The sequence below is a fragment of the Erwinia sp. AC075 genome, from assembly GCF_979253995.1.
In genome coordinates, this window is sequence record NZ_CEEDEU010000001.1 from 243,014 (window position 1) to 269,292 (window position 26,279).

Genomic DNA, 26,279 nt, shown 5'->3' on the forward strand with positions numbered 1-26,279 from the left:
ACATGAGCTCAGGCGGCGGCAAAGCCTCAACACCCAAACTGCTGAACGATAATCTAAAGTCAAAGCAGTATTACAAGGTTCTCGATTTAATCTCTGAAGGTCCGATTTGGGGGCCGATCGATCAGTCTCACCTCTCATCATTTCTGGTAAACAAAACCCCAATCACCTCTGCAAATGGCGACGTAAATATCAACGGCGTCACTGTGGCATGGCGCCCGGGTTCAGAAACTCAGTCACCAATAAATGGCTTTTCTGCCATCGAAGCAACCACGATCATAAACACCGACGTCACTCAGGCAACGCCTCTGGTGAGGACGGTTACTGATGTCGATGTGACCAGGGTACGCTTTAACGTCGGCGTTTCCTCGCTGGTAGAACAGGACTCCAAAGGCAACCAGAAAGAAACATCGGTGACCCTTGTTCTGGAAACTCGCGTTGGTAATGCTGCATGGAATATCGCAGAAACAGTCACGATCACCGGCAAGCAAAACGGGGAGTATCTCGAGGCCCATGTTATTAATGCCCCTGATACTAAGCCTTTCGATATCCGCGTACGCCGAATCACGCCTGACAGCATGGTCGATACGCTGGTTAATGGCACCATATGGAACAGCTACGTTGAAATCACGGATGACAACCTGAACTATCCGTTTTCAGCCATTGCCGGTTCAGTGATCGACCGCGACCAGTACACCGATACGCCGAGCCGCACTTACCATCTTCGCGGGCTGATTGTTGATGTGCCTGATAACTACGACCCCATCAATCGCACATACACCGGGCTGTGGACAGGCGGCTTTAAGGCAGCGTGGACCAATAACCCAGCATGGTTGTTCCGGGCGCTGGTCAAAAACAACAGGTACGGACTTTCCCGGCGCGCTGGTTACATTGATGTCGATGACGGCTCACTCTATATCCTGTCTCAATATTGCGATCAGCTTGTTGATGATGGATATGGCGGCCGTGAGCCAAGGATGACGCTTAATGCTTATATCACTGAGCAAGCTTCAGCGCGTGACATTCTGGATAATATTGCCGGGATGTTTCGAGGGATAGCGCTGTGGGATGGTATGCGACTTACTGTTTCAATTGACGCCCCGCAAGACCCCATAGCTGCTATCACAAATGCCAACGTGGTTGATGGCACTTTCACCTACAGTAGCACGAAGCGATCTGACCGGTTTAATGCCGTGGTTGTGTCTTGGACTGACCCGGACAATGGCTGGGAGCAGCAGAAAGAGTACGTTTCGGATGATGACCTGATTGCACGGTTCGACTACAACGAGACCACTCTTGAGGCATTCGGCTGCACCTCACGAGGACAGGCATGGAGGGCAGGCAAGTGGCTGCTTGAAACGGCGAAGCGTGAAACAAAGAAAGTGCAGTTCCAGATGGCGCGCGACGCGATCGCCTTTACGCCTGGTGACATCATCGAGCTGATGGATAACAACTATGCCGCGGCGAGACTGGGTGGAAGAATAATCTCCCACGCTGGGGCGGTGATTACCGTTGATGCGGACCTGTCGAGTGTTGCGGGTAGTGGAGATTCAATTTCCCTGGTCGGCTCGAATGGAAAGCTTGTTAAATACGAAATCAAATCCGTAGCCGGTCGTGTAGTGACGCTTAAATCAACACCGGCCTGGGTGAGGGACGGAACCGTATTCGTTATCTCAACCGGCCAGATAGCCACTAGGCTGTTCCGAATTATTGGAATCAGCGAAGCAGAGAACAACTCTACTTACACCATCAACGCCGCACAGCACGATCCAAACAAGCAGGCCATTGTTGACGAAGGGGCTGTATTCGAAATCCCGAACGATAGCGCCAATAGTTATCGCGTTCCCAACATTGAAAACCTTCGGATCATCAATACCAACAGCGAGACGGTGCAGGTTACGGCCACATGGGAAACTGCCACCACAACCAAGAAGTTGGTATTTGAGCTTTATGTTTACTCGATGGATGGGAAGGTTGTCGCGCAGTACGAAACAGAGCTGTTCCGCTTCGACTTTTACGGCATTGATGCCGGTAGTTACACGCTGGGAGTCAGGGGAAGAAATGAGAACGGCATGAAAGGTGCTGAAACTCAAATCAGCCTGGTAATAGGCGCGCCCGGCGCCCCGACTTACATCCAGTGGACCCCAGGCTTTTTCTCTGCGGATATTGTGCCGGTAATGAACGTTACTGCCACAACCGATACTTCTTTCGAGTTCTGGTTCACTGGGGAGGTTCGTGCCACCAGTATCGGTAATGTTGAGAATGAAGCGCAGTTCCTTGGACGCGCATCGCAATGGACACTTCACGCGCTCAAAGCTGATACCACCTATTACATGTACGTCCGCACCAAGAATGCATTCGGCGTGTCGCCATTTGTTGAAGCTTCCGGCAAAGCATCGTCAGATATTCCGGGGATGATTGATTACATCGATGAGCAGATTCGCGAGTCTGAAACCTTCAAGAATCTGGCTGAAAATATTGATACCAATATTGCGGGCATGCTTCAAAACGCACTGGATAATGATGCAAGCGTTGATCACCAGTTTAAGCAGTACGGTGAAGTTCGCGCAGACATAATCACAGTGAACACCACTATTGCGGACGTCAGTCAGGCAATGGCGCAGCAGAACACGCTGGTGCAGGCGCAGATTGGCGACTTAACGTCATCAGTGAATCAAAAGCTGACGGCAACGGTTAACTCAGACGGCACGGCCAGCGCATTTTATGACGTGGGTCTGCAAATATTAAGAAATGGGCAGTATTACAAAACCGGTATGGCAATGGGTATTGAGCCATCCGGAAGTAGTTATAAAACGACAATGGCATTCAGTGCAGACCAGTTTGGTATTTATACGGGAAATACTGCCGGGAGCTATCAGCTTGCGTTTGCAGCACTAAATGGACAGGTATTCCTTCGTTCTGCATTTATCCAGGATGCTTCAATCGGGAGAGGTAAAATCACCGATACACTTCAATCGGATAATTATGTTCAAGGTTCTGCCGGATTGTTAATTAACTTCAAAAATGGAACGTTTGAAAATAACGGCTCTGACAACTCGGGGCGCATGACTATGACCAACAACACTATCAGTGTATTTGATGCCAGTGGCGTTCTGCGTGTAAAAATGGGGAAACTTAGCTGATGACATGGGGATTTGGTACATGGGACGCTGGCGGTAATTATAACAATACCGGCCTTGTGCCGGTAAACATACTTGGCTATTACCGAATTGAAGAAAACACATTAAGCGCAAGTTACTCATTTTCTGTTCCTGCGGGATATTCACTTTACTTTGTAGTTATGCCAGACAGTTCTACAGACGGAACTGGGGATAACAGGCGTAGGATTTACGTGTCGGGAAATAACGTAATTGTTGAGCCTGCGCCAAATAATGTTTCCGGAACTGACCGCTTCCCACTGAATGCAATGTATATAATGGGGTATGCAGCATGAGTTACGGGGCGATGCTAACAAGGGAGGATGGCACTCCTTTTTACATTCAGGACACCATTCCTTTCGCTTTGGTTAGGCGTCAGACGTTTTCTTTGGATGCTACAGTCAACTCAGGTAACGGTCAGCGCATTTCATTGGATTCTTCGAATGGCATTCCATACCTATATTTCGTAAGATTCGATCAACCCGATGGTTGGGGCTATCAGCAGGCTTCGTCCGGAACTCATGGATTAGTGGTAGGGGCATTCAGTAGTGGAACCGTAAGCGGAACTATTTATGTATTTGGAGCCGTTGTTCAGCCGGTACCTGCGTGGGGAATCGCAATTTATGATGGCGCTGGCAGATGCATACTGACTAATGAGACAAGAGTGTTATTGGGGATTAACGTCGTCAATCCTACCGGAAACGCAGGTACAGCAGAGTATCTGAATGAAACAATATCAGGTAAAAAGGCAATCATCCCTGCCCGCTGTGGAGCTGTAGTCTACTCGCAGTTTATCGGTGGCAACATAGTTACCCAGATAATTACCCGTTCAACAGGGTGCTACTGGAATGGAAGCAATACGATCATAAAGTCTAACCAGATGGGAAGGAGTTCCGCATCCATTGCAGTTAGCTCAACAAAAGGTAGCGGTTACGCACCACCTTACATTGAATGTAGCTTGTACGATTAAATAAATAGATCGAAATGATCTGATTTTTTAGTGAAGTTATTGCGGGATTTGTCCGATAATGTAGTAAATTATATTTAGGGTAATTAAATGAAAAAGATTATCATTACACTTCTTGTTTTTTTGTTTATTCCTACAGCTTCGGGTTATGCTGCATCATATCCTTTGAGAGCATGGCAACTTGGAAAATCTGGCGAGGTTACCGTCAAGTTTGACGTTAACAAACTCGGTAAGGCCGAGAATTTTGTGATCGTAAAATCCAACCCTAAAGGTTTTTTTGAAAGAAGCGCAGTAGATGCCGTTAAAGAAATGGCGTTTGATAAAGACCATCCTGTTACAGGAAGGGAAATCACTATCAAATACGAAAAGTAACCCCCCACAAATCGAGATAGACCCGGCCAATGTGCCGGGTTTTTTATTGCCCGGAGAAAAGTTATGCCAGCAGGCACTATCGCGCTAACCAACAATTCGACCACTGTTACCGGCACTGGTACATCCTTCACCACCGAGCTTAAAGTTAATGACTTTGTGGTGGCAGTAGTTGGCGGCGTGGCTTACACCCTGGGTGTGGCCACCATTGCCTCCAACACTTCGCTAACCTTGATCCAAAAATATGATGGCCCGACAACCTCCGGCCTGACATGGAACCCGGTACCGTTTGGTACTATGACTGCAATCACCGCACAACTTGCGGCGCAGGTAACTTACGCCATTCGTGGACTGAACCTTGATAAGGCCAACTGGCAGCAGGTATATACCGGAACTGGCAACATAACCGTAAATTTACCCGACGGATCAAGTTATACCGGGCCAGCATGGAACGGAATAGCCGCCGCGATAGCCAATAAAGCCGGCAGTGGCGCCAACTCCGACATAACGTCATTTACAAACATAACCGGTGGAATCGCTCTAAAAAGAGGAGGCTCACTAAGCTATGAAAACCCGTCTAATGCCTCGCAACAATTGGGTTTTTTAAACTATGACTACACCAACGGCACATTATTACTGGGGAACTCATTCACTCCAGTTAAGATAAAAGCATCGTCCACTGTGCAATTCAGGACAACGGACGCCGCAGTCAGTAATACCGTAAACCCGGCCTGGGTGTCGCTCGCAGCAGGAAACATAGTAGCGAACAACTTCGTACAGACAAGCGGCGGATTAATGTACGGCGGGCAGCTGACTTCCAGCTTGCAGATAAACGGCTCCGGCGCACGATCTGCAATCATGCAGTATTACCTCAATAGTGGCGTGGACGAAAACATACTTTTCACGCTACTTATAGGCGGGACTAGCACGAACTTCCGCCTTAATAACGCCGGGTATGGCGTTGCGCCGGCCGGGTGGATCACATCATCTGACTCAAGGATTAAAGATAAGAAGACGGTAATTGATGATCCGTGGACCAAAATGCGCGGCATGAGGGGCTACACGTGGACGAGGCTCGATACTGGCGCTGAGGGGGTAGGGTTTCTGGCGCAGGAAGTGCAGTCCATCTTCCCTGATAACGTTATGAACCTCGGTGAGACTACCTTGAAAGACGGCACCGTAGTGAAGGACACACTGGCGCCTGATACCCTCGGAGTGGCAGCTGGCCTGCATCATGAAGCTATTCTCGCTTTGATGGATAAAGTTGAGGCTCTTGAAAGCGCCGTACAGTCTCGCGATGCCGCTCTGGAAGAAATACAGAAGCGCCTTAAAGCCCTCGATGGGCTGGACGCGTAAGTAAATTCCCCGCCACTTCAGTGAGCTAACTTTCCCATCTAAAAATCCCCTTGATAGCCTGCACCGATCAATATTACTGTATATGCATACAGTATTTTGTGAGGGAGGTTATCATGGCACGCAGAGACGACATAGCAACAGCATTCAGAGCAAGCATCAAAATAGCGCCGAACGGCAAGCGCACGGTTACGACGGTCGACTTCGTGGATCATCTGACGAAGGTAAACTACGACTTCACCCTGGCTGAAGCCAACCGGTGGATTGAGCACTATCAGGGCTGCTTCCGCGACATCTCGACAGAAGAGGGTGAGCGCCGGATGTTCCACCTGTTCAATCCAAACAACGGGGGCCACTGATATGGGATTTCCATCACCGGCGCAGGACTACGTTGAATCGCGGATCGACCTGAATGTGATCTGCCAGGTGCGGCCCAGCGTGAGCCTTTTTGAAATTGACGGCGTTATTCATCTGATGGATTCGGGCTCTAAGCCAATGTCAGGGGATATGCTCTGTTTCGAGCTGTACGGCGAGAGGGCGGTAGGTAAGCTGATGGGGCAGTCAATCATCACCCGTGACGGTGAATCGCTGGAGGGGGCTTCCATGGAGGATTTAGTGGTACTGGGAAAGGTGACTTTCATGGTGTCCACCTTCCATGAGGACAACCGGCCAATAATATAATGGATAAAAAATTACAAAAAAAAGCCCGCATGGCGGCGGGCTCAACTTGTTATAGCACAGGGTAGTATCTAATGAGGTTAACGATGGATATCGTTACTATAACCATAGTAGCGCCACGCTAAACTGCAAATTACAGGCAAAAAAATCCCGGCCATCATGGACGGGAGATAAAGTGAATCAAAAAATCTTGGGTTCCGTTAGTGCCCTCACTACAGTCCGACAGGGAAAGCTGTAGTGAACTACCGGTAGATAAGTTATCGGTTGTGACTTCCAAAGCTTGAGGGGAAATTACTATTTGCCCAGGCACAAAAAACCGGCCTAAAAGGCCGGAAGAGTTTGCTGTGTATGGCTTTTTTATATTTGCCTGATCGGTTATTACAGGCCAGACCAGTATGAACTATGTATTGGGATGGTACTGAGATCAGAGGCACAAAAAACCCGGCCGTGGAGCCGGGAAAAGGAACAGTATTACTCTTGAACTACACAAGCATTAATCCGCATGTGTAGATTGTTTAGCCTACTATGCAGTGCCGGCTATGGCTGTAGGCATGTTCTTAGGGCGTAAAAGTTCGGAGTTTTCTGGTGTGGGGGGGTAAGTCTTGATGAAAGTCTTAGGTGAAAATCAACGGCCACAAAATCAAATAATCAGAACGCTTCTCCGGCTCCCACATCCCCTGTGAGCGAATCCCACCGTACTCCCCCTGGTGTAGGGCATTACAATATTCTTCATAAGCACTGAGCTGGGACTACATGATAGCCTGGGCATATGAAGATGAATAGCATCCTATGGGTATACCCCCATACTGAGCGGATGAACAGTTATGGATTTGGCATTGGTGACGAGCGCCGGCGAAAGCATCGAGGGAGAGGTGCTGGATAAGCTGAACGTGATCGGCAAGGTCACTTTTTGCGCCCGACGCGTTTATGAGGAGCGCCGGCCGACAATTTAGCTAACCTTTCCGTCTATCCAGTTTGCCCACCATTGCATCATCTCCCGGCGTTTCTCCAGGTATTGAGCATGGTTGTAGATGCCCCGAATGGTTCCGCTGTCATGGTGAGCAAGCTGTCTCTCAATGGCGTCATGCGGCCACTCATGCTCATTCATGATTGTGCTGAACTGGTGGCGGAATCCATGTCCACTTGCCAGTCCCTCATAGCCAATCTGGCGGATCACCTGCAGAACAGCGTTATCACTGAGGGATTTCTTTTTGTCATTTCGGCCAGCAAATACAAACAGGGATACCGGTTGTGTGATTGGTCTCAGTGATTCAAGAAGTGTGATGACCTGTTCAGACAACGGTACGATATGGGCCCGTCTCCCCTTCATCACTTCGGGAGGGATTGTGATGGTCTTCGTTGCAAGGTCGATGTCCGTCCATTTCAGCGACCGCATCTCAATCGTTCTCAGGGCGGTGTACTGCAGAAACTGTGTGGCCACCCGGGATACAACGCTACCCGAATAGCCTGCAAGAGCCTGGTTAAAAGCCGGTATCTGGTCGGAAGGCAGGAAAGGGTAGTTCTTTTTGCGGTAACCCTTCATGGCATCAGCAAGGTCTGGTGCTGGATTGTATTTCGCCCTACCAGTTATGATCGCATAACGGAAAACTTCACCACAGCGGCGGCGTGCCTTATTGGCACGCTCCATCGCCCCTCTTTCCTCGTACAGCCTGATAACAGACAGGATCTGCATCGGCTCAATTTCGCTTATCTCCATGTCGCCAATCATTGGCAACACATCATCTGCGAACATCCTTCCAAGCTCTTCCGCGTACTTCAGAGACCACACCTGCCTTTTATGCTCATACCATTCCCTGTAAATCGCTCCGAAGGTGTTTACCCTGGCCAGCTGCTTCTTTGCCTTAATTGGGTCAACCCCTCCAGAAACATCCTTGCGTGCAAGCCATGCTTTGTCCCGTGCTTCCTGCAGAGACATTAGTGGGTATTTTCCAACAGTGAGAACCTTCTCTTTGCCCTCAATCTTGTACCGCAACTGCCACACCTTCTTCCCCGATACCGGGACATACAGATACAGGCCATTACTGTCCAGAAGCCGGTAAGGCTTGTCTTTTGGTTTGGCGGCGTCGATCTGCTTTACGGTAAGCATGGGTAAAATTCCGGTGGGTAAATTTATTTACTCGTTTTTTACCCGCCAAACTATGCGGCTGTCAACGAACTATTGCGAACTAATGCGAACGATGATTTCTGTCGAGTGCTGATATGGCTGGGGATTTGCGAACTAAAACGGAGGGTAGCGAACGGTCAGATGGTGTCCCCTGCAGGAATCGAACCTGCAACTAGCCCTTAGGAGGGGCTCGTTATATCCATTTAACTAAGGAGACAGCGGGCGGCAGTATAGCGCGCTTTTAGTCGCAGATTAAGCACTTACCCGGTCAACTGCTGGTTTTGTCGCCAGTTACCCACAGTTTCCTGCCGCAACTGCCCGGTTACCGCAAAACACCCCGCAAACGCAATTTTCCCTATAGCAGCTAAATCCGCAATTTATGCGCTGGATCAATATTGCCCTAATCGTGCAGGACTACTGTAAAGCAAAGTAAATCCACGGCTCTACGCTAACGTCCTGAAGAGGTAAGACTATGTCTATGAAACTGTCCCTTGCGGTGATCACAGTGATCTGGGTGGGTTATGTTGTCTATGCCGGAACCTTCTACGCCGCCACCTGGTCGATGTTCAACTAAGCGCTGACAGGATGCCAATCTCGCCGGTTATCCTGTAAAAAAGGCCCCATCGGGGCCTTTATCATTCAAGTCTGCTGCGTGACAAAACCGCCTTACTCCGCCTGCTGAACCTTGCCTTCTTTCTTCGCTTTGGCTTTTGCTTCTGCTTTCGCCTTAGCCTTGGCTTTGGTGCTCATATCGTTGCGGATCTGTGCATGGCTGATCACCGCGAAAATAAAGGTGCCGCCGATGATATTGCCGGCCAGGGTTGGCAGGGCAAACGGCCAGAGGAATTCATGCCAGCTGATCACCCCGTTAAACACCAGATAGAGCACTTCCACCGAACCAACCACGATATGCGCCAGGTCGCCCAGGGCCACCAGCCAGGTCATCAGGATAATGACCCAGATTTTTGCCGCACCGGCAGAAGGGAACATCCACACCATGGTGGCGATAATCCAGCCGGATACCACCGCATTGGCAAACATCTCTCCCGGTGAGTTCTCCATCACTTTTTGACTGATGGCCACAAAGGCATCCCGCGTAGCTTGATCAAATATCGGCATATGGGTGAAGGCCAGTGACGCCAGCGCCGTACCGACCAGGTTACCGCCCAGCACGATGCCCCACAAACGCAGCAGTAGCAGCACGTTGCTGCCCGACGGTTTGTGCATAATCGGCAATACCGCCGTAACGGTGTTTTCCGTAAACAGCTGCTGTCGCGCCATAATCACAATGATAAAGCCAAAGGTGTAGCCCAGATTCTCCAGAATAAACGCGCCCGGCACGCCTTCCAGATTGACCTGAAAAATCCCTTTAGCCATCAGCGAAGCACCCATCGAAAGCCCTGCCGCAATGGCCGAAAACAGCAGGGCCAGCCCATCACGTTCTAACTCCTTTTCACCCTCCTGACGGATCTGCTCATGTACCGCCGCCGCGCGTGAGGGCAGGGCCTCCTCATCCACCTCGATCTCTTCGCCTTGTTCACTTTCCTGACTTTCTACTTCGCCATCATCCTGTTTCTTATTCATTATTTTAGTTCCCAGTGGTAATTACTCTCTAAGCGTAGCGTGTTTATCGGGAAGTTGAAATGTAACGAAACCTCAGAAGAAGCGTAACAAACCTTTAACCGCAAGGCTTTTTTGCGCGATTTGTGACGCGTAACAGGCATAATGCCTTACCCGGGAAAAATGCAGGGCTACTGCAGGCTGCGATGAACTGATTGCCTGTGGTACTATTTCGCCCAATTCTACTAAGCGCGAATTTTTTTGATGCTGGAAGCCAACAATCTGACCTGCGTACGCGATGAACGCACGCTGTTTAACGATCTCAGTTTTACCGTTTCAGCGGGCGATATTGTCCAGATTGAAGGGGCGAATGGGGCAGGGAAAACCTCTCTGCTGCGGATCCTTGCCGGGCTCAGCCGGGCTGAACAGGGCGACGTGCTGTGGCAGCAAAAGCCCATTCGTCACCAGCGTGAAACCTGGCACGCCGCGTTGCTGTACCTTGGGCATCAGCCCGGTGTGAAAGCGGTACTGACCGCACGCGAGAACCTGCATTTTTATCATGCCAGTCAGTCTGAAGCGTCACTGATGGCGGCGCTGGAAGAGGTGGATTTAACCGGATTTGAAGATGTCGCCGTCTCCCAGCTTTCCGCAGGCCAGCAGCGTCGTGTGGCGCTGGCCAGATTATGGTTAAGCCGCTCGCCTTTATGGATTTTGGATGAGCCGCTCACCGCGATTGATAAATCCGGCGTGGAAAAGCTGATGGCGCTGTTTAACCTCCATGCGGAGAACGGCGGGGCGGTGATTTTAACCACCCATCAGGATTTACCGTCGGCACATCGCACAGTTCGCAAAATTCGTCTTACCTCTTCGGAGGTAGTCTGATGTTCTGGCGTGTCCTTAAGCGCGAACTGCGCATTGCGTTTCGCAGTGGCTCGGAAATCATTAATCCGCTGTGGTTCTTCCTGATCGTGATTACCCTGTTCCCGTTGGGAATTGGGCCAGAACCTAAATTGCTGGCGCGTATCGCGCCGGGCATCGTTTGGGTGGCGGCATTGCTTTCCTCGTTGCTGGCCCTTGAACGCCTGTTTCGTGATGACTTTCTTGATGGCTCGCTGGAACAACTGCTGTTGTTGCCGACGCCACTGCCGATAACGGTTTTGGGGAAAGTGGCCGCTCACTGGGTGGTAACCGGCCTGCCGTTATTGTTGCTGTCTCCTCTGGCTGCTTTACTGCTTTCGCTGGATTTTGCCAGCTGGCGAGCCATTGCCCTGACGCTGCTGCTGGGTACGCCAACCCTGAGTTTCCTTGGGGCCATCGGCGTTGGACTGACCGTCGGATTGCGTCGCGGCGGCGTATTACTGAGTTTGCTGGTATTGCCGTTGGCGGTGCCGGTGCTGATATTTGCCAGTGCAGCCATAGACGCTGCCGGCATGGGATTACCGATTGACGGCTACCTGGCCATATTGGGAGCCCTGTTGGTGGGCAGTGCCACCTTGGCGCCGTTCGCCACCGCCGCAGCATTGCGGGTTAGCGTGCATTAACTGATTTCTAATAAAAAACACCAGAACGCTTTTTCTTTTTATGTGAGCAAAATAATAATGTGGAAATGGTTACATCAACTCGGTAAGCCCGACCGGCTATACCGGTTATGCGGTCGTTTGGTGCCCTGGTTCGCGGTGCTGGGCGTAGCAGCACTGTTACTGGGCTGGATTTGGGGATTTGGTTTCGCCCCGGCCGATTATCAGCAGGGAAACAGCTACCGCATCATGTATATCCATGTCCCGGCCGCCATGTGGTCAATGGGTATCTATGCCTCAATGGCTATCGCTGCCTTTATTGGTCTGGTCTGGCAATGGAAAACCGCCGACCTGGCTGCTGCCGCCATGGCGCCGGTGGGCGCGGTGTTTACCTTTATTGCGCTGATCACCGGTTCTGCCTGGGGTAAGCCGATGTGGGGCACCTGGTGGATTTGGGATGCCCGCCTCACCTCTGAACTGGTTCTGCTGTTCCTTTATATGGGCGTCATCGCCCTGTACAACGCCTTTGACGACCGCCGGATGGCGGGACGAGCCGCCGGGATCCTGATCCTGGTCGGCGTGGTTAATCTGCCCATCATTCATTACTCGGTGCAGTGGTGGAACACCTTGCATCAGGGTTCCTCCGGCATGCTTCAGCAGTCGATTGACCCCAGCATGCGCTCGCCGTTGCGCTGGTCGATCCTCGGTTATCTGCTGGTGTTCATCTCACTGACGCTGATGCGCTTGCGCAATCTGCTGCTGTTTACCGAACGCCATCGCCCGTGGGTGGCTGAACTGGCAGCGAAAGGAGGGCGTAAAGCATGACCCCAGCATTCTCATCCTGGTCAGCATTCTTTGCCATGGGCGGTTACGCCTTTTATGTCTGGCTGGCGGTTGCCTGCACGCTGATTGCCCTCGCCGCGCTGGTGCTGCACACCGTTATCCAGCGTCATCGCCTGCTGCATGACATTCGCCAGCGTCAGTCGCGGGAAAGTCGCATCCGCGCCGCCAAAAGTAAAAAACGAGCCAGTGAAGCCGCAGGAGAACAACAGTGAATCCGCGCCGTAAAAGTCGCCTGATCATGGTGACAGCAATTCTGGTGGGCCTCGGCCTGGCCACCTCTTTAGTGATGTACGCACTGCGTTCAAACATCGACCTTTTTTACACACCCGGTGAAATTATTGACGGTAAAGGGGAAGCCCACGTGAAGCCCGAACCCGGCCAGCGCCTGCGCGTCGGCGGCATGGTGATGCCGGGCAGCGTGAAGCGCGATCCGCAGACGCTTCAGGTCTCCTTCAAATTGTATGATGCCCGTGGCGTCATCAGCGTCAGCTATCTCGGCATTCTTCCTGACCTGTTCCGTGAAGGGCAGGGCGTGGTGGCACAAGGTGTGCTGCAGAACGGCAATCTGGTGGAAGCCAAGGAAGTGCTGGCAAAACACGATGAAAAATATACGCCGCCAGAAATTGAGGACGCGATGAAAACCAATCCTAAAGGCCCGCAGTCGGCCTATCAGCCACCCGTACAAGGTGGCCAGTCATGATGCCGGAAATCGGCAGTTTTCTGCTCTGTCTGGCGCTGGCTATTTCGCTGCTGTTAAGTATCTACCCGCTGTGGGGCGCCGCCCAGCAGGATCGCCGTTTAATGGGGCTGGCGCGCCCGCTGAGCTTCGCGCTGTTTGCCTGTATCCTTGGCGCTTTTGCGATACTGGTTCATGCTTTTATCGTCAACGATTTCAGCGTGGCCTATGTGGCGACCAACTCCAATACGCTGCTGCCGGTTTACTACCGTATTGCGGCCACCTGGGGTGCGCATGAAGGCTCGCTGCTGCTGTGGTTGCTGTTGCTCAGCACCTGGACGCTCGCCGTCGCGCTGTTCAGCCGCGGCATGCCGATGGATTCCATCGCGCGCGTGCTGGCAGTGATGGGAATGATTAACCTCGGTTTCCTGCTGTTTATCACCCTGACGTCGAATCCGTTTACCCGCACGCTGCCGGACTTCCCGATCGACGGTAGCGACCTGAATCCGATGCTGCAGGATATCGGCCTGATCTTCCACCCGCCGATACTCTATATGGGTTACGTGGGCTTCTCGGTGGCCTTTGCGTTTGCGATCGCCTCGTTGATGGCGGGCAGGCTGGATACCGCCTGGGCGCGCTGGTCACGCCCGTGGACCACCGCAGCATGGGTCTTCCTGACCGTCGGCATCGTGCTGGGTTCGGCCTGGGCTTATTATGAGCTTGGCTGGGGCGGCTGGTGGTTCTGGGATCCGGTTGAAAATGCGTCCTTTATGCCGTGGCTGGCCGGCACCGCGCTGATCCACTCGCTGGCGGTGACCGAAAAACGCGGCACCTTTAAAGCCTGGACAGTGCTGCTGGCGATAACCGCCTTCTCACTGAGCCTGCTGGGGACGTTCCTGGTTCGTTCTGGCGTGCTGGTGTCGGTACACTCGTTCGCATCCGATCCGTCGCGCGGGATGTTTATCCTCGCCTTCCTGGTGATTGTTATCGGTAGCTCGCTGCTGCTGTATGCGGTGAAGGGCAGCAAAGTCCGCAGCCGCGTGCAGAATGAAGTCTGGTCGCGCGAGTCCTTCTTACTGGGTAACAACGTGCTGCTGATCGCCGCGATGCTGGTGGTCTTGCTGGGAACGCTGTTGCCGCTGGTGCACAAACAGCTGGGCCTGGGCAGTATCTCGATTGGCGAACCCTTCTTTAATACCCTGTTTACCTGGCTGATGGCGCCAATGGCGCTGATGCTGGGTATTGGCCCGCTGGTGCGCTGGCGTCGTGATGAACCGCAGAAACTGTGGAAGCGTCTGGCGGTGGCCTTGGTGGGGACGCTGGTGCTGTCGATCCTGCTGCCGTGGTTGATGCAGGACCGCATCGAAGCGATGGCGGTCGTCGGCCTGCTGATGTCGATTTGGGTCATTTTCCTGACGCTGATGGAGCTGCACGAACGCGCCACTCACCGTCACAGCTTCTTCAAAGGATTAACCCATCTTTCCCGCAGCCACTGGGGAATGGTGCTGGGTCACCTGGGCGTGGCGGTGACGGTTATCGGTATTGCCTTCAGCCAGAACTACAGCGTTGAGCGCGATGTGCGCATGCGCGCGGGCGATACGGTCGACATCCAAAACTATCACTTCACCTTCCGCGATGTGCACAACCTGCAAGGGCCGAACTATACCGGCGGCGTCGGCATTATCGACGTCACGCGTAACGGCAAGCACGAAGCGACACTGCACGCGGAAAAACGCTACTACAGCGTGGCGCACACCATGATGACCGAAGCCGCGATCAACGGCGGCTTCACCCGTGATCTGTACGCCGCATTAGGTGAAGAGCTGGGCGATAACGCCTGGGCGGTGCGTATTTACTACAAACCTTTCGTTCGCTGGATCTGGTTCGGCGGTCTGTTTATGGCCGTTGGCGGTATTTTCTGCCTGTGTGACCCGCGCTATCGTTCACGCAAAAAAGCAGAGAAGGAGCTGGCATGAGCAAGAAAATTCTTTATATCCCGCTGGTGCTGTTCCTGCTGCTGGCGGCGGCCCTGATGTGGCAGCTGAACCGCAATGCGCACGGTGACGATCCCACGCTGCTGGAGTCGGCCCTGGTCGGCAAGCCGGTGCCGGTGTTTAAGCTGGAATCACTGGATCAGCCGGGTAAAACCTACAATCAGTCAGTACTCACTGACGGCAAACCGATCCTGCTGAACGTCTGGGCGACCTGGTGCCCGACCTGCCGGGCCGAGCATCAGTATCTGAATTCGCTGGCGTCAACGGGCGTGCGCGTGGTCGGGCTGAATTATAAGGACGATCGCAATAAGGCGATCAACTGGCTGAACACGCTGGGCAACCCCTATGCACTGAGCCTGTATGACGGTGATGGCATGCTGGGGCTGGATCTGGGCGTCTATGGCGCGCCGGAAACCTTCCTGATCGATGGCAAAGGGATTATTCGCTATCGCCACGCCGGGGATCTGAACGACGACGTGTGGAACCGTGAAGTGAAGCCGTTATGGGATAAATACAGCAAGGAGGCGGGTGCATGAAAGGGATCGTCCTGATTTTAGTGCTGTTTCTCAGTGGCAGCGTGCTGGCTGACAACATTGATACCTATAAATTTTCTTCCGTCGATCAGGAGCAGCAGTATCGCCACCTGACGGAATCGTTGCGCTGTCCAAAATGCCAGAACAACAGCATCGCCGATTCCAACGCGATGATCGCCAGCGACATGCGGCTGAAGGTCTATGAACTGCTGCAAAACGGCCAGACGCCGGATCAGGTTAAGCAATATATGGTGGCGCGCTACGGCAATTTCGTTACCTATGAACCGCCGGTAATGCCATCAACCCTGATTTTGTGGGCCGGTCCGGCGCTGTTTGTGATTATTGGCGCGATGGTGATTGTACTGCGCAGTAAAAAGCGCAGGCCAGATGACGAGATGGATGCGGAACAGCAACAGCGCCTGAATGCGCTCTTAAAGAATAACAGGAAGCAATAATGGGTGGATTCTGGTTAACCATTCTGGCGCTGTTAATAGCGTCCTGCGCGCTGTTGCTGATTGCCGGCGGGCGCAAACATCGCCCGGTTTCAATTGAACGCGATGCGCTGAATAAAGCCTTTTATCATCAGCGTCTGAAAGAGCTGGAAGAAGATGAAGATCAGGGTGTGGTGGGCGAGCGGCCAGAGATGGTGCGTGAGTTACAGCAAACCCTGCTGCACGATATCCCAAAAGATGAAGAGATCGTTGAACGTAGCGTAGGGCGTTGGGTGCTGCTGCCTGGCGTGCTGGTGCTGATCCTGGTCAGCCTGGGCTTCTACTTCAAAACCGGTGGCTTTGCGCAGGTGATGTCCTGGCAGCAGGTGAAAAACGATCTGCCGGCCTTGCGTGCGCAGGTGATGGATCCCGCTGCCAAACCGTTGACCATGGAAGAACTGGCGCGGCTGGGGCTTGGCGTGCGCAGCTCGCTGCAGGACGATCCGCAGAACGTCAACGACTGGCTGATGTTGGGGCGGATCGGCATGGTGCTGAATAATGCCGATACGGCCACCAAAGCCTTCCAACGCGCGATGCAGCTGGCGCCCAATAATCCCGAAGTGAAGCTCAGCTACGCGGACGTACTGACGCGTTCTCCCGATCCGGAAGATAATCGTCAGGCGAGCGTGATGCTGAACGAGATGATCAAAGCGGACGGTGATAATCTGCGGGTGCTGAGCCTGTTGGCATTTAATGCTTTTAGTCAGCAGCACTATCCTGAGGCCATTGCCGTTTGGCAAAAGATGTTACAATTGTTACCTGCTGACGATAAGCGCGGGGTAATGATCCAGCGCAGCATCGAGCAGGCAAAAACGGAATCCGGCAAGCAAAACAGCCATCTGGCGCTTTCCGTCACTCTGGCACCAGGTGCAGAAAAAATGTTACCCGCTGGCGGAGTGTTGTATATTTCCGTTGCTGATGGTGTTTCTCCCGTCCCGGTGGCGGTGAAAAAATTACCGTTAAGCCATTTTCCTCTATCGCTGACGCTGGATGACAGCAATGCCATGATGCCGGAGCGGCTTCTTTCTGCTCAGCATCAGGTTCAGGTACGCGTGCGTATCTCACGTGATGGCAGCGCCAACCCGCAGTCCGGGGATTGGTTCGGCACCAGTGCCGTCACGCCATTTGATGGTCATCAGCAACTGTCTGTTGAGATTAATCAGCAGCAGCCATAGGCGGTATTACACAGAAGACAGGGAGTAAGAGATGAGCTACCGCGTGACGGGTGTAGCGCTGGCCAGCGTGCTGCTGATAGGTTGCGCCAGTTCGAATACGGCAGATGAGCCACAAGGGCGGTCCGATCCGTTCGAGGGCTTTAACCGCTCGATGTTCAACTTTAACTACAACGTGCTCGACCCGTACGTAGTTCGTCCTGTGGCGGTGGCCTGGCGTGACTATCTGCCGGTGCCTGCGCGCACCGGGCTGAGTAACTTCTTCAGCAACCTTGATGAGCCGTCGACGATGGTGAACTACTTTATTGAGGGTAAACCTTATAAAGCGATGATCCACTTCAACCGCTTCTTCCTGAATACCATTCTGGGGATGGGCGGCTTTATCGACGTGGCGAGCATGGCGAATCCAAAGCTGGCCAAAGAAGAGGCGCGCGGGTTTGGTAGTACGCTGGGGAATTACGGCGTCGGCTACGGTCCTTACGTAGAAGTGCCGGGCTACGGTGGCTTCACCCCGCGTGAGGATGTCGGTGGGCTGGTTGACGATCTTTACGCGCCGCTCAGCTGGCTGACCTGGTGGATGTCGGCAGGGAAGTGGGCGTTGGAAGGGGTTGAAACCCGTGCTCAGCTGCTCGATTCAGATGCGATGCTGCGTAACTCGAAGGACCCTTATGCCTTTGTGCGTGCGGCATACTTCCAGCATCATGATTTCCTCGCCAGCGATGGCAGGCTGATCCCGCAGGAAAACCCTAACGCCTCGGCGATTCAGGGCGATCTCAACGATATCGACTCTAACTAACCGTTGCGGTGATATAAAAAAAGGCCTGTCGCAAGACAGGCCTTTTTTGTTGCCGGCGTGCTATCAGAACTTGTAGTTAAAGTTCGCGCCGTACAGCCAGGCTTTACCGGTAGAGTTAAAGGTGTAAGGGCCTTCTTCTACAGTGACATGCTGACCGTGCATATAGGACAGGCCAACGTCGACGGAAGCATCCTGGTTAAAGGCGTAGGAAGCACCGGCGCTCAACCACAGACGATCCTGATCCGGGATAGAGATGGAACGGTTTTCTGCCGGGACCGGGCTGTCATCAAAGGCAATACCGGTGCGGAAGGTCCAGTTTTCATCATAGAAATAGGACGTGCCCAGCGCGATGCGGTAAGCATCCTTAAAGCTCTCATCTTTATAGAACAGCGTCTGGCCATTGCTGCCGGTCGCTTTCAGCTCCTGGAACTGGCTCCAGCTGGTATAGGTCAGGCTGTAATGCACGGCCCATTGCGGCGCCACTTTATGGTAACCGGAAAGCTCCCACATTTCAGGCAGATTCAGGGTCAATGCGCCCGGAACAGTTTGACCGCTGGTACCGTAAGGCAGGCCGAAATTACCCGCCTGATTAATTGGGTTAATATAGGTTGGGATGCTGCTCTTATAATCGCCGTCAAAGTCGATTTTAACTTCAGAGCGGTAAGTAAAGCCGAAACGGTTATTCGGATCCACTTCATACAGAATACCGGCATTCCAGCCGTAACCCCATTCATCCCCTTTCAGATGGGCAATCTGCGTATCTGCTGGCAAGCCCAGTGCGGCACCGGATTCACCCGCGTATCGCTCAATCTTGGCACGGGCATAAACCGCATCAAAGCCCACACCAAAACTGAAGTTCTGATTAAGACGATAAGCGGTGCTTAAATTAAAGTTCACCGTTTGCAGATCGGTTTTACCGCCATATCCGCCCGCGGTGTAGTCATCATTAAATTCGGTTGCCAGACCATAATTGGAGGTTGCCGACGCGCCTAACCACCATTGATCGTTAATAGGCTGGACGTAATGAAGGTTGGGTACCCATTGCGTTGGCGCAATATTATTGGCATCCAAACTTTGTCCTGACTGGCTGTCGCCACTGATATTGACATCAGGATCAATAAATACGGCACCGACAGAAAACATCGGGCGATCCATTAACGCCATGGTGGCCGGGTTACGGCTGGCAGATGCCGCGGTATCCCCCATGGCGCCTTCGCCTGAATAAGCGCGTCCTAAACCTATGGCCGAAAATTCATTCAATTGAAAGCCGGCTGCGTAAACGTTAGAAGAAACAATTGCCACTGCAGCTGCGAGAGCAGACTTCGCAAACAGGTTTTTATGGTTCATGACCACAACCTCATTTATTTGATTTTTATTGAACTTTGTCACGGATGTAACAAAGGTTCACGAATTTTAGGGACTGACGTACGGCTAACAAATCAGACCAGTGGCACCAGTATAGGTCCGACCTGTATCGATGTTGCAATATTGTTTTATAAATATTTCTGAAATGATCTAAGAAAAGCGATCTGCTTAACAAAAAACTGCGTGTCTGAATTGAACCTATCGAGTCTAGCTTGTTTCAGATCAAATTTGACGTGGATATATGGCACTTATTGGCGCTATATCACGCAATTGCCAGACAGCCTTTCGCGGCAGGGGTAACATAGCGGCCAGAGAATACACTTTCTGCCGCAACCCGCGCGGCTAACAGGAGATTTCCCATGTCCCATGCCATTAATAAATGCAGCGCCAACGAAACCGCCGCCTGCTGTTGTGTCGATGTTGGTACGATCATGGACAATACCGACTGCACCGCAAGCTGGAGCCAGCTGTACGGCACTCGCCAGCAGGCGGAAGCCATGCTCAGCCAGCTGACGGAAAAAGCGCGTCAGGTCGAATCCGATCCCTGCCAGATTGACGCGCGCTTTAGCGAGCAGCCTGAGGGTGTGCTGCTTGACGCGGATTTCACCTTCAGCTGCCAGGCTGAAACGATGATTTTTCAGCTCGGCCTGCGTTAATCCCCTTCTTCCGCAATGAGTGGGTTTTCCCACTCATTGTTTTCTAAAGCGTGTTTGCTCTCGCAATTTTCTCTCATTCCGCGTGCACATTGTTAAAATCTGGTTAACCTTAGAGGTCAGACCTGTTAGGCAATGATGCCGTTTGACTGTTAAGGGTAATCAGAATGAGCAAAGCGCTTCCTTTGCTGACGCGTCAGGGCGATCGCATCGCTATTACACACGGACTCCGCACCCCGTTTGCCCGCCAGGCAACGGCATTACACGGCGTGCCGGCGATTGAGCTGGGGCGGATGGTGGTGAGTGAACTCCTGGCGCGTAGCGAACTGCCGCCCGAAGTCATCGAACAGCTGGTGTTTGGCCAGGTGGTGCAGATGCCCGAAGCGCCGAATATTGCCCGCGAAATCGTCCTTGGCAGCGGCCTGAGTGTGTCGACCGATGCCTACAGCGTCAGCCGCGCCTGCGCCACCAGTTTTCAGGCAGTAGCGAACGTTGCTGAAAGCATGCTGGCAGGCACCATTCAGGCCGGAATTGCCGGCGGGGCGGACTCTTCCTCAGTGCTGCCGATTGGCGTCAGCAAAAAGCTCGGTCGTATTCTGGTCGATCTCAATAAAGCCAAAACCTTCTCGCAGAAAATGTCGCTGTTCAGCCAGCTGCGCCCGCGCGATTTGCTGCCGGTGCCGCCCGCCGTGGCGGAATACTCAACCGGGCTCAGAATGGGTGACACCGCCGAGCAGATGGCAAAAACCCATGGCATTACCCGCCAGCAGCAGGATGCGCTGGCTCACCGTTCCCATCAGCGTGCCGCCCGGGCCTGGGAAGATGGCCGCCTGGCGGGTGAAGTGATGACCGCGTTTGTTCCGCCATGGCGCAAAGCGTTTGAGCAGGACAATAACGTGCGAATGGCCTCGACGCTGGATGACTACGCGCGTCTTCGTCCCGCCTTCGATCGTCAGCACGGCACCGTCACCGCCGCCAACAGTACGCCGCTGACCGATGGTGCCGCCGCTGTGGTGCTGATGACCGAATCGCGGGCGAAAGCGCTGGGCATCGTGCCGCTGGGCTATCTGCGCAGCTACGCCTTTACCGCGATAGACGTCTGGCAGGACATGCTGCTGGGGCCGTCGTACGCTTCGCCGCTGGCGCTGGACCGGGCCGGGATCACCCTGGACGATCTGACGCTGATCGATATGCACGAAGCGTTCGCCGCGCAAACGCTGGCTAATCTGAAAATGTTTGCCGACGAGCGTTTTGCCCGCGAGGTGTTAAAACGCCCGCATGCGCTGGGCGAAGTGAACGAAGAGAAATTTAACGTGATGGGCGGTTCAATCGCTTACGGCCATCCTTTTGCGGCGACCGGCGCACGTATGATTACCCAGACGCTGAACGAGTTGCGTCGTCGCGGCGGTGGGCTGGGGCTGGTCACCGCCTGTGCCGCGGGCGGGTTAGGCGCAGCAATGGTTCTGGAGGCCGAATGACAACGATGATGACGCACAACCCAGAAAAAGCCTCGGCATTCAGCCTGGTGATGCGGCTGGATAACGTCGGGGTAATCACCATTGATGTGCCTGGCGAAAAGATGAATACGCTGAAGGCGGAGTTTGCCGGGCAGATCCGGGAGGTGATTGCTCAGGCGCGCGCTAATTCGCACCTCGCGGGACTGGTGCTGATATCCGGTAAGCCGGACTCGTTTATTGCCGGTGCGGACATCTCAATGATCGACCGCTGCAAAACGGCACAGGAAGCGGAAGCGCTGGCGCATGAAGGGCAGAAGGTGATGGCCGAAATTGCCTCGCTTTCCGTGCCAGTGGTTGCTGCGATTCATGGCGCCTGCCTCGGCGGTGGGCTGGAGTTGGCACTGGCCTGCAATCAACGCGTGTGTTCGCTGGATGATAAAACCCGGCTCGGGCTGCCAGAAGTGCAGTTAGGTTTGCTGCCGGGCTCCGGCGGTACGCAGCGACTGCCGCGACTGATTGGCGCATCGAGAGCGCTGGATCTGATCCTCACCGGCAAAACCCTGCGGGCAAAGCAGGCCGTCAAAATGGGGCTGGTGGAAGACGCCGTGCCGCAGGCTATTCTGTTGGAAACGGCGGTGAAGATGGCCCTGAACGGCCGTAAGCCGCGAAAAACCTTACCGCTGCGCGAGCGGCTGCTGAATGCTCCGGCAGGGCGCGCGTTGCTGTTTGCCATGGCGACCAGACAGACGGAAGCCAAAACCAAAGGCAATTACCCGGCCACCCGGAAAATATTGTCGGTGGTGAAAACCGGCCTGCTGAAGGGCAGTATTATCGGCTATGCCGCAGAAGCCAAAGCCTTTGGCGAGCTGGCGATGACGCCGGAATCACAGGCGTTACGGTCGATTTTCTTCGCCACCACCGAGATGAAAAAGGATCGCGGTGCGGATGCCAGCCCGCGTGAACTGAAAGCGATTGGCGTGCTGGGTGGCGGCTTAATGGGCGGCGGCATTGCCTATGTCACCGCAACGCGTGGCAAGTTGCCGGTGCGCATCAAAGACATTAAGCCGGAAGGCATTAATCATGCGATGAAATACAGCTGGGATTTGCTGAGCAAAAGCGTGCAGCGTCGGCATCTGCGCCCGGCAGAGCGCCAGCAACAAATGGCCCTGATTGGCGGCGGCACCGACTACCAGGGCTTCCATCATCGTGACGTGATCATTGAAGCGGTGTTCGAAGACCTGACGCTGAAGCAAATCATGGTGGCAGAGGTTGAAGCCAATACTTCGGGCCAGACGATTTTTGCCTCCAATACCTCCTCGCTGCCGATTGCTGATATTGCAGCTAACGCCAGCCGGCCGGAAAACGTCATCGGCCTGCACTATTTCAGCCCGGTAGACAAAATGCCGTTGGTCGAAGTGATCCCGCATACCACCACCTCGGCCGAAACCATCGCCACCGTGGTTTCGCTGGCGAAAAAGCAGGGCAAAACGCCGATTGTGGTGGCCGACCGGGCCGGATTTTATGTCAACCGCATCCTGGCGCCGTACATTATTGAAGCCATGCGCTGTTTGCTGGAAGGAGAGCCGATCGACAGCATCGATCGGGCGCTGGTGAAGTTCGGTTTCCCGGTCGGGCCAATCCAGTTACTGGATGAAGTGGGCATCGACGTCGGCACGCACATTATGCCGGTGCTGGAACAGGCCTGGGGCGAGCGCTTTAACACGCCGGACGCCTTTGCCGCGGTATTGAATGATGACCGTAAAGGGCGCAAGAATGGACGTGGCTTCTATCTCTACAACCGTAAAACCTTCAGCCGTAAAAAGTCGGTTGATGAGAGTATTTATAAACTGCTTACGCTGAACCCTAAAAGCCATCTCAGCGCCGATTCTGTCGCTGAGCGCTGTGTGATGATGATGCTGAACGAAGCCGCGAGAACCCTCGACGAAGGCGTGATTCATTCCGCCCGCGATGGCGATATTGGCGCGGTGTTTGGCATCGGTTTCCCGCCGTTCCTCGGCGGCCCGTTCCGCTATATGGATCGTCTTGGGGCGGCGGACGTGGTCAACACATTAGAGCGGCTGATGCAGTCACACGGCGAACGTTTTGCCCCGTGCGAGGCGCTGAAGCGACGGGCCGCCAGCGGCGAACGTTTTTACAAAACGGCGGAAAAATCGAATAGCCATGCCGATTCAGGGGGTTAGATTTTACCGCAAAACAGGGGCGCTTTAGCACTGTTCTGGAAAGCGCTCATTTAATAAACAATCGGTTGACTATACTCAAGGCATTAGGGTACAACACAGCGTTCATTCACTGAATGAAGAGTCGGGAAGCTGTGTTTTCCGGCGTTTACGTTTAACAACAGCGGTGCATTATGCAAGTTTTCATTATGCGTCACGGCGATGCGGCATTAGATGCGGCTAGTGATTCTGTACGACCTCTGACTCATTGCGGATGTGATGAATCACGCCAGATGGCGAAATGGCTTAATGGCCAGACAGTAGATATTGAACGTGTGTTAGTCAGCCCGTACCTGCGTGCTGAACAGACGCTGGCTACGGTGCGTGAAGCACTGATCCTGCCGGAGGGGCAGGAGGTCTTGCCTGAACTGACGCCTGGCGGCGATCCCGCGATGGTGGCCAGTTACCTGCAAGTGCTGGCGAAAGAAGGGGTGAAATCTGTATTAGTGATTTCCCACCTGCCGTTGGTGGGCTACCTGGTGTCTGAGCTCTGCCCGCAGGAATCGCCGCCGATGTTCGCGACCTCGGCCATTGCCCGTATCGACTACGATGCTGACAACGGCACCGGTAAGCTGGAGTGGCAGGTCAGTCCTTCCAAACTGGCGAAAGCGATGTGATGTTACAGGGCCAGGCGATCTGGCCCTGACGCCGTCTTAAGGTAATTCTGGCGGCATCCACTCTTCCACCTCAATCAGCACCAGCAGCGCGGCATCGCCGCCGAACAGCTTGGGCGCCTGATGAAATGCCATCACCATCGGATGCTGTGCCAGCCACAGCGGCGACTGCTGCTTCAATACATGCTTGCCGTGGCCGTGCATCACGCTGGCGCAAAAAATGTGCTCACGTCGGCACGCTGCAATCAACGCACCCAGCTCTTCCTTGGCCTGCCGTTGCGTAAGCCCATGCAAATCCAGAAAAATTTCCGGCGTGTAATCGCCACGCCTCAGCTTTTTCAGCTCGTAATGGCTGACATCACTGCGCACGTATCGCGTGGGGCCTTCCTCGGCCAGCAAAGGCTGGAATTCATCGGAAAAATAGTGACTGGCATCCATCTGCTCAGAAATCAGCTTTTTCTGCGGAACCACCGCGAGGTTTTTCTTCTGCGGTTTGTGGACAATGGTGTCCTGCGCCAGCTTTCGGGTGCCGGTCATTAATCCGCGAAACAACGCCTGATCTTCGGCGCTGAGGGGCTGTTTTTTACTCATCAGGTTCTCATTGTCCGGCTTTATAAGGCAAAACGGCGCGGAACGTCGTCTTCAGGAAATGCTGACAGTCTACCCTGAGTTGTGGCGGCAAAAAACAAATGTCAGCTTTTTCACACCGCCGCGCTGAATTATGGCCCGCTTCATGGCAAACTAGCTGCCGAGTTTTAGTAAGGCCTGTGGAGGGCACTTTGGACAAAATTTTCGTCGATGAGGCAGTCAGTGAGCTGCACACCATTCAGGATATGCTGCGCTGGACGGTAAGCCGTTTTTCCGCCGCCGAGCTCTGGTATGGTCACGGCACCGATAATCCCTGGGACGAAGCGGTTCAGCTGGTGTTGCCCACGTTATATCTGCCGCTGGATATCCCGGAAGACATGCGCAGCGCACGGCTGACATCCAGCGAGCGTCATCGCATTGTCGAGCGCGTGATCCGCCGCATCAACGAACGTATTCCGGTCTCCTACCTGACCAACAAAGCCTGGTTCTGCGGACACGAGTTCTATGTCGATGAACGCGTGCTGGTGCCGCGTTCGCCCATCGGCGAGCTGATCAACGATCGCTTTGCGGCGCTGATCCCGGATGAGCCGAAATATATTCTGGATATGTGTACCGGCAGCGGCTGTATCGCCATTGCCTGTGCCTATGCCTTCCCGGACGCCGAGGTGGATGCGGTCGACATCTCCACTGACGCGCTGGCGGTGACCGAGCAGAATATTGAAGCGCATGGCCTGACCCACAGCGTCACGCCGATCCGCGCCGATCTGTTCCGCGAACTGCCAAAAACCCCTTACGACCTGATCGTCACCAATCCGCCGTACGTGGATGAAGACGACATGGACGATTTGCCAAACGAATACCGCCATGAGCCTGAACTGGGCCTGGCTGCCGGACGTGATGGTCTGAAGCTGGCGCGCCGTATCCTGGCTAACGCGCCAGATTACCTGAGCGAGCAGGGCGTGCTGATTTGTGAAGTGGGCAACAGCATGGTGCACATGATTGACCAGTACCCTGACGTGCCGTTTACCTGGCTGGAGTTTGCCAACGGCGGCGACGGCGTCTTTATGCTGACGCGTCAGCAGATCGTCGATGCGCAGCACCACTTTGGCATTTTCAAAGATTAATAAAGAACAATA

Annotated in this window: 27 protein-coding genes and 1 tRNA gene; 23 read left to right on the top strand and 5 right to left on the bottom strand. The window is 53.7% G+C overall.

Annotated elements, in window-relative coordinates:
* Positions 1-2: 2 nt before the first annotated feature.
* From AC0IXH_RS01245 to AC0IXH_RS01280, 8 genes are all read left to right on the top strand, one after another.
* Positions 3-3,140 (top strand): TipJ family phage tail tip protein, encoded by a 3,138-nt coding sequence (locus AC0IXH_RS01245; RefSeq protein WP_471719819.1) that lies wholly within the window; start codon positions 3-5, stop codon positions 3,138-3,140.
* Positions 3,140-3,451 (top strand): hypothetical protein, encoded by a 312-nt coding sequence (locus AC0IXH_RS01250; RefSeq protein WP_471719820.1) that lies wholly within the window; start codon positions 3,140-3,142, stop codon positions 3,449-3,451. The genes AC0IXH_RS01245 and AC0IXH_RS01250 overlap by 1 nt, the downstream gene beginning before the upstream one ends.
* Entirely contained in the window at positions 3,448-4,125 is a 678-nt protein-coding gene (locus tag AC0IXH_RS01255; RefSeq protein WP_471719821.1) for a hypothetical protein, read from the top strand. Before AC0IXH_RS01250 ends, AC0IXH_RS01255 begins: the two co-directional genes overlap by 4 nt.
* A gap of 87 nt (positions 4,126-4,212) precedes the next feature.
* Positions 4,213-4,494, top strand: a complete 282-nt coding sequence (locus AC0IXH_RS01260; RefSeq protein WP_471719822.1) for an energy transducer TonB — start codon at positions 4,213-4,215, stop codon at positions 4,492-4,494.
* 63 nt (positions 4,495-4,557) lie between these two features.
* The gene (locus AC0IXH_RS01265; protein WP_471719823.1) at positions 4,558-5,847 is read left to right on the top strand and encodes a tail fiber domain-containing protein; all 1,290 of its coding nucleotides are present in this window, start codon (positions 4,558-4,560) and stop codon (positions 5,845-5,847) included.
* A gap of 113 nt (positions 5,848-5,960) precedes the next feature.
* Entirely contained in the window at positions 5,961-6,203 is a 243-nt protein-coding gene (locus tag AC0IXH_RS01270; protein WP_471719824.1) for a DNA polymerase V, read from the top strand.
* A gap of 1 nt (position 6,204) precedes the next feature.
* Positions 6,205-6,525: a S24/S26 family peptidase gene (locus AC0IXH_RS01275; RefSeq protein WP_471719825.1), complete on the top strand. Its 321-nt coding sequence runs from the start codon at positions 6,205-6,207 to the stop codon at positions 6,523-6,525.
* Between the two features lie 821 nt (positions 6,526-7,346).
* Positions 7,347-7,475, top strand: coding sequence for a hypothetical protein (locus tag AC0IXH_RS01280; RefSeq protein WP_471719826.1), 129 nt, complete (start codon positions 7,347-7,349; stop codon positions 7,473-7,475).
* Here the strand turns inward: AC0IXH_RS01280 and AC0IXH_RS01285 are convergent.
* From AC0IXH_RS01285 to AC0IXH_RS01295, 3 genes are all read right to left on the bottom strand, one after another.
* Entirely contained in the window at positions 7,472-8,629 is a 1,158-nt protein-coding gene (locus tag AC0IXH_RS01285) for a tyrosine-type recombinase/integrase (protein WP_471719827.1), read from the bottom strand. The two genes, AC0IXH_RS01280 and AC0IXH_RS01285, sit on opposite strands and share 4 nt — an antisense overlap.
* Positions 8,630-8,789: 160 nt before the next feature.
* A tRNA-Arg gene (locus tag AC0IXH_RS01290) sits at positions 8,790-8,864 on the bottom strand.
* Between the two features lie 449 nt (positions 8,865-9,313).
* Complete coding sequence (locus AC0IXH_RS01295) at positions 9,314-10,231, bottom strand: formate/nitrite transporter family protein (protein WP_471719828.1); 918 nt, start codon at positions 10,229-10,231, stop codon at positions 9,314-9,316.
* 240 nt (positions 10,232-10,471) lie between these two features.
* On the opposite strand from AC0IXH_RS01295, the gene ccmA reads away from it, so the two are divergent.
* From ccmA to mlaA, 10 genes are read left to right on the top strand one after another with little or no spacing between them, the layout of a single operon-like run.
* On the top strand, positions 10,472-11,089 hold the full coding sequence (gene ccmA / locus AC0IXH_RS01300) for a cytochrome c biogenesis heme-transporting ATPase CcmA (protein ID WP_053144373.1): 618 nt from the start codon (positions 10,472-10,474) through the stop codon (positions 11,087-11,089).
* Positions 11,089-11,748, top strand: a complete 660-nt coding sequence (ccmB, locus tag AC0IXH_RS01305) for a heme exporter protein CcmB (RefSeq protein ID WP_013203166.1) — start codon at positions 11,089-11,091, stop codon at positions 11,746-11,748. Before ccmA ends, ccmB begins: the two co-directional genes overlap by 1 nt.
* 57 nt (positions 11,749-11,805) lie before the next feature.
* Positions 11,806-12,549 carry a heme ABC transporter permease gene (locus AC0IXH_RS01310; protein WP_013203165.1) on the top strand — a complete coding sequence of 248 codons (744 nt, stop codon included), beginning with the start codon at positions 11,806-11,808 and terminating at the stop codon, positions 12,547-12,549.
* Positions 12,546-12,779, top strand: coding sequence for a heme exporter protein CcmD (gene ccmD / locus AC0IXH_RS01315; RefSeq protein WP_471719829.1), 234 nt, complete (start codon positions 12,546-12,548; stop codon positions 12,777-12,779). Before AC0IXH_RS01310 ends, ccmD begins: the two co-directional genes overlap by 4 nt.
* A complete protein-coding gene (ccmE, locus tag AC0IXH_RS01320; RefSeq protein ID WP_134824651.1) occupies positions 12,776-13,267 on the top strand; it encodes a cytochrome c maturation protein CcmE in 492 nt (163 codons plus the stop codon). Before ccmD ends, ccmE begins: the two co-directional genes overlap by 4 nt.
* Positions 13,264-15,219 carry a heme lyase CcmF/NrfE family subunit gene (locus tag AC0IXH_RS01325; protein ID WP_471719830.1) on the top strand — a complete coding sequence of 652 codons (1,956 nt, stop codon included), beginning with the start codon at positions 13,264-13,266 and terminating at the stop codon, positions 15,217-15,219. The genes ccmE and AC0IXH_RS01325 overlap by 4 nt, the downstream gene beginning before the upstream one ends.
* Positions 15,216-15,773 carry a DsbE family thiol:disulfide interchange protein gene (locus tag AC0IXH_RS01330; RefSeq protein ID WP_013203161.1) on the top strand — a complete coding sequence of 186 codons (558 nt, stop codon included), beginning with the start codon at positions 15,216-15,218 and terminating at the stop codon, positions 15,771-15,773. Before AC0IXH_RS01325 ends, AC0IXH_RS01330 begins: the two co-directional genes overlap by 4 nt.
* Positions 15,770-16,225, top strand: coding sequence for a cytochrome c-type biogenesis protein (locus AC0IXH_RS01335; protein ID WP_013203160.1), 456 nt, complete (start codon positions 15,770-15,772; stop codon positions 16,223-16,225). The genes AC0IXH_RS01330 and AC0IXH_RS01335 overlap by 4 nt, the downstream gene beginning before the upstream one ends.
* Entirely contained in the window at positions 16,225-17,436 is a 1,212-nt protein-coding gene (ccmI, locus tag AC0IXH_RS01340; protein WP_013203159.1) for a c-type cytochrome biogenesis protein CcmI, read from the top strand. The genes AC0IXH_RS01335 and ccmI overlap by 1 nt, the downstream gene beginning before the upstream one ends.
* A 31-nt stretch (positions 17,437-17,467) precedes the next feature.
* A complete protein-coding gene (gene mlaA, locus AC0IXH_RS01345) occupies positions 17,468-18,229 on the top strand; it encodes a phospholipid-binding lipoprotein MlaA (RefSeq protein WP_013203158.1) in 762 nt (253 codons plus the stop codon).
* Positions 18,230-18,292: 63 nt separating this feature from the next.
* On the opposite strand, the gene fadL is transcribed toward mlaA, so the two are convergent.
* Positions 18,293-19,576, bottom strand: coding sequence for a long-chain fatty acid transporter FadL (fadL, locus tag AC0IXH_RS01350; RefSeq protein ID WP_013203157.1), 1,284 nt, complete (start codon positions 19,574-19,576; stop codon positions 18,293-18,295).
* 377 nt (positions 19,577-19,953) lie between these two features.
* On the opposite strand from fadL, the gene AC0IXH_RS01355 reads away from it, so the two are divergent.
* The 4 genes from AC0IXH_RS01355 to sixA all read left to right on the top strand — a co-directional run bounded on the left by AC0IXH_RS01355 (position 19,954) and on the right by sixA (position 24,558).
* Entirely contained in the window at positions 19,954-20,250 is a 297-nt protein-coding gene (locus AC0IXH_RS01355) for a YfcZ/YiiS family protein (RefSeq protein WP_013203156.1), read from the top strand.
* A 164-nt stretch (positions 20,251-20,414) separates the two neighbouring features.
* Positions 20,415-21,725 carry an acetyl-CoA C-acyltransferase FadI gene (fadI, locus tag AC0IXH_RS01360; RefSeq protein ID WP_013203155.1) on the top strand — a complete coding sequence of 437 codons (1,311 nt, stop codon included), beginning with the start codon at positions 20,415-20,417 and terminating at the stop codon, positions 21,723-21,725.
* Positions 21,726-21,730: 5 nt separating this feature from the next.
* On the top strand, positions 21,731-23,905 hold the full coding sequence (gene fadJ, locus AC0IXH_RS01365) for a fatty acid oxidation complex subunit alpha FadJ (RefSeq protein ID WP_471721106.1): 2,175 nt from the start codon (positions 21,731-21,733) through the stop codon (positions 23,903-23,905).
* Between the two features lie 170 nt (positions 23,906-24,075).
* Positions 24,076-24,558 carry a phosphohistidine phosphatase SixA gene (gene sixA / locus AC0IXH_RS01370; protein ID WP_013203153.1) on the top strand — a complete coding sequence of 161 codons (483 nt, stop codon included), beginning with the start codon at positions 24,076-24,078 and terminating at the stop codon, positions 24,556-24,558.
* Between the two features lie 36 nt (positions 24,559-24,594).
* Here sixA and smrB read toward each other — a convergent pair whose 3' ends face one another.
* A complete protein-coding gene (gene smrB, locus AC0IXH_RS01375; protein ID WP_013203152.1) occupies positions 24,595-25,146 on the bottom strand; it encodes an endonuclease SmrB in 552 nt (183 codons plus the stop codon).
* Between the two features lie 188 nt (positions 25,147-25,334).
* On the opposite strand from smrB, the gene prmB reads away from it, so the two are divergent.
* The gene (gene prmB, locus AC0IXH_RS01380; protein ID WP_013203150.1) at positions 25,335-26,267 is read left to right on the top strand and encodes a 50S ribosomal protein L3 N(5)-glutamine methyltransferase; all 933 of its coding nucleotides are present in this window, start codon (positions 25,335-25,337) and stop codon (positions 26,265-26,267) included.
* Positions 26,268-26,279: the final 12 nt, after the last annotated feature.

Excerpts from the sequence above, each read along its gene's own strand:
- AC0IXH_RS01245 (WP_471719819.1), top strand. The coding sequence starts at position 3 with ATGAGCTCAGGCGGCGGCAAAGCCTCAACACCCAAACTGCTGAACGAT.
- AC0IXH_RS01250 (WP_471719820.1), top strand. The coding sequence starts at position 3,140 with ATGACATGGGGATTTGGTACATGGGACGCTGGCGGTAATTATAACAAT.
- AC0IXH_RS01255 (WP_471719821.1), top strand. The coding sequence starts at position 3,448 with ATGAGTTACGGGGCGATGCTAACAAGGGAGGATGGCACTCCTTTTTAC.
- AC0IXH_RS01260 (WP_471719822.1), top strand. The coding sequence starts at position 4,213 with ATGAAAAAGATTATCATTACACTTCTTGTTTTTTTGTTTATTCCTACA.
- AC0IXH_RS01265 (WP_471719823.1), top strand. The coding sequence starts at position 4,558 with ATGCCAGCAGGCACTATCGCGCTAACCAACAATTCGACCACTGTTACC.
- AC0IXH_RS01270 (WP_471719824.1), top strand. The coding sequence starts at position 5,961 with ATGGCACGCAGAGACGACATAGCAACAGCATTCAGAGCAAGCATCAAA.
- AC0IXH_RS01275 (WP_471719825.1), top strand. The coding sequence starts at position 6,205 with ATGGGATTTCCATCACCGGCGCAGGACTACGTTGAATCGCGGATCGAC.
- AC0IXH_RS01280 (WP_471719826.1), top strand. The coding sequence starts at position 7,347 with ATGGATTTGGCATTGGTGACGAGCGCCGGCGAAAGCATCGAGGGAGAG.
- AC0IXH_RS01285 (WP_471719827.1), bottom strand. The coding sequence starts at position 8,629 with ATGCTTACCGTAAAGCAGATCGACGCCGCCAAACCAAAAGACAAGCCT.
- AC0IXH_RS01295 (WP_471719828.1), bottom strand. The coding sequence starts at position 10,231 with ATGAATAAGAAACAGGATGATGGCGAAGTAGAAAGTCAGGAAAGTGAA.
- ccmA (WP_053144373.1), top strand. The coding sequence starts at position 10,472 with ATGCTGGAAGCCAACAATCTGACCTGCGTACGCGATGAACGCACGCTG.
- ccmB (WP_013203166.1), top strand. The coding sequence starts at position 11,089 with ATGTTCTGGCGTGTCCTTAAGCGCGAACTGCGCATTGCGTTTCGCAGT.
- AC0IXH_RS01310 (WP_013203165.1), top strand. The coding sequence starts at position 11,806 with ATGTGGAAATGGTTACATCAACTCGGTAAGCCCGACCGGCTATACCGG.
- ccmD (WP_471719829.1), top strand. The coding sequence starts at position 12,546 with ATGACCCCAGCATTCTCATCCTGGTCAGCATTCTTTGCCATGGGCGGT.
- AC0IXH_RS01325 (WP_471719830.1), top strand. The coding sequence starts at position 13,264 with ATGATGCCGGAAATCGGCAGTTTTCTGCTCTGTCTGGCGCTGGCTATT.
- AC0IXH_RS01330 (WP_013203161.1), top strand. The coding sequence starts at position 15,216 with ATGAGCAAGAAAATTCTTTATATCCCGCTGGTGCTGTTCCTGCTGCTG.
- AC0IXH_RS01335 (WP_013203160.1), top strand. The coding sequence starts at position 15,770 with ATGAAAGGGATCGTCCTGATTTTAGTGCTGTTTCTCAGTGGCAGCGTG.
- ccmI (WP_013203159.1), top strand. The coding sequence starts at position 16,225 with ATGGGTGGATTCTGGTTAACCATTCTGGCGCTGTTAATAGCGTCCTGC.
- mlaA (WP_013203158.1), top strand. The coding sequence starts at position 17,468 with ATGAGCTACCGCGTGACGGGTGTAGCGCTGGCCAGCGTGCTGCTGATA.
- fadL (WP_013203157.1), bottom strand. The coding sequence starts at position 19,576 with ATGAACCATAAAAACCTGTTTGCGAAGTCTGCTCTCGCAGCTGCAGTG.
- AC0IXH_RS01355 (WP_013203156.1), top strand. The coding sequence starts at position 19,954 with ATGTCCCATGCCATTAATAAATGCAGCGCCAACGAAACCGCCGCCTGC.
- fadI (WP_013203155.1), top strand. The coding sequence starts at position 20,415 with ATGAGCAAAGCGCTTCCTTTGCTGACGCGTCAGGGCGATCGCATCGCT.
- fadJ (WP_471721106.1), top strand. The coding sequence starts at position 21,731 with ATGATGACGCACAACCCAGAAAAAGCCTCGGCATTCAGCCTGGTGATG.
- sixA (WP_013203153.1), top strand. The coding sequence starts at position 24,076 with ATGCAAGTTTTCATTATGCGTCACGGCGATGCGGCATTAGATGCGGCT.
- smrB (WP_013203152.1), bottom strand. The coding sequence starts at position 25,146 with ATGAGTAAAAAACAGCCCCTCAGCGCCGAAGATCAGGCGTTGTTTCGC.